The sequence below is a fragment of the Gluconacetobacter dulcium genome, from assembly GCF_014174165.1.
GTDB classification, from domain to species: domain Bacteria; phylum Pseudomonadota; class Alphaproteobacteria; order Acetobacterales; family Acetobacteraceae; genus Gluconacetobacter; species Gluconacetobacter dulcium.
The window spans coordinates 1-2,110 of the sequence record NZ_JABEQN010000054.1 but is presented as its reverse complement, the minus strand read 5'-3'; the positions used below and the strand labels follow the sequence as shown (position 1 = coordinate 2,110).

2 protein-coding genes are annotated in these 2,110 nt (G+C 46.2%); one reads left to right on the top strand and one right to left on the bottom strand.

Features of this window, described 5'->3' with window-relative positions; genetic code table 11:
- Positions 1–265: 265 nt before the first annotated feature.
- Positions 266–952, bottom strand: coding sequence for a hypothetical protein (locus tag HLH25_RS19825; RefSeq protein ID WP_182975721.1), 687 nt, complete (start codon positions 950–952; stop codon positions 266–268).
- Positions 953–1,374: 422 nt separating this feature from the next.
- Between HLH25_RS19825 and HLH25_RS19820 the strand changes: the two genes are divergently transcribed.
- A partial coding sequence (locus HLH25_RS19820) for an IS5 family transposase (protein WP_246402891.1) occupies positions 1,375–2,110 on the top strand: 736 nt, incomplete at its 3' end.

The following is a 2,110-nucleotide window of genomic DNA, read 5'->3' as shown; positions in this document are numbered from 1 at the left end:
GTTGAGCAAAGGCGGAAGGGACCCATGCTCCCAAACGGGCTCCAGACCCTCGGGGGGGACGGGCTCCCTTCCGCTATACATCCTCGCACATCACCAACAGACAGGGGGGGGAAAGCTGAAAGTCGGGTTTGGTCGAAAAATATTAAAAAGCGGCCATCATCTAGCCGGGCGAGTTATACTGGCAACGGTTTCGAACTATTCCTATTCTTTTAGTATATGGAAAGATAGCCGCATTCCGAATAAATAATATATAAAACGAAAACTATCATTTAACATATACTATATCGGAAGAATTAATATCCGAAGCTGATTTTTCTGGTTTTTCGTTGCTACGCTGCAGTGATAATTTCTTTTTATTAACTTTTATGTGCTCCCAATTATCTTTCTGAGAGCGATATAACGAAACATGAAAATCAACAGGAAATAAAGTACATAAACTCTGTATCCTCGCTAGAATATCCTGACTTTTCATAGAATTTTCCTTCCGAGCAAATACGGATACGTAAAATGCCGACCAAATTGCGGCCGCATGATCAAAATTGATTTCTTCTGCAGGTGCAACAATAGAGTGCATCCCTTTGTTTCTACCAGCCAAGCAAGTAGAAAATAATTCGTTTCCTAATTCACAAGCAGAAAAAAACACCCTCTTTCGTTCCAGATATCCACTAGAAAGTTTACTGAAATCATTATAGCTAATTCTGCTTTCGCCAACTTCAATATCAAAAGTAGTACCATGGCACGAAATATGGAGATATCTATAATTCGATAATTTAAATAACTTGAATAATACGGATAGTTCCTCCTTGGATTTAAAATAGAAATATTTAGGCTTTTTCCCGCTGAGGCGAAGTAGTTCAGCTAGTCGATATCCTTCATATCGACTCCTTTCTTCGTCTTCATCTCGTAGACTCTCAATGATAAATACGTCAGGAGTAGTTTTTAATTGCGTCATGGGAATGCCTTGAAAAGCTTATAAATATTGTATATCACGGTACCCGCAAAATCAAACGTTGCATTATAATAAAATCCATAACCCCACGGCAAAGTTATAATGGCAGGTGATATATGTCAAAAAAAAGAACACGATGAAATTCACAGTTATACTACACTGGGAGAAAACGAATGCGAGTTGATGAATAATTATGGGAATAGCGAAAATCTATATGTAGGAGATGGTCGTTACTGTATATCAAATATTTATGATATTGTTGGGAATTTCTGCTATCCCATGACTATGTTCAGCGAGATATCAGCGTCAAGATGGACGTTTGCACTTCGTGGCAGTGCGTTATTTGTAACTGTCTGACTTAAAATGAGTTGAGTGATTTCAGTTAGTTATGATTCATGGGTTTGCGAGAACCTGATGAGATCAAGATGGCCTGGACTAAAATCACCCGCGCGCAGTATCGCCGGGACGACCTTGAGTATGCAAGTGACCTGCACGATGCGGAATGGGCGCTGATTGCGCCGCTGATGCCCGAGAGGAAACGACTGGGAAGACCACGACGCACCGATTTGCGCCGGGTCATGGAAGCGATCCTCTATATCGTCACGACCGGCTGCCAATGGCGGCAACTGCCCCGGCATTTTCCCGCCTTTACGACCGTGCAAGGTTATTTCTATCGGTGGATACGCGAGGGACGATGGGAGGCCATGAACCATATTCTCGTGATCCTGTCGCGTGAGCAGGATGGACGGGACGCCACGCCTTCGGTGGGTATCATCGACAGCCAGTCGGTGAAAACCGCAGAAAATAGCGGCCCGCGCGGCTATGACGCGGGCAAGAAGATCAAGGGACGCAAGCGGCATATCGCCACCGATACACTGGGACATATCGTCGCGGCCGTAGTGCATCCTGCCGACATCCAGGATCGCGACGGCGCGCCGCTCGTAGCGGCCCGAATCAGGTCCCTGTTCCCCTGGCTCCGCCATCTGATCGGTGACGGAGGGTATGCCGGCGAAAAGCTGCGTGGCGCGCTGGCTGAACTCGGCCGATGGACGAGGGACTGTCAGGAATTTCGTGTGCGAGGCGTTGAGCACATTGTTGATCAGACGGTGGCGCGCGCGAAGCGTTCACCGAAGAGAATGGCGAACTGTGCCTTTGCCATGG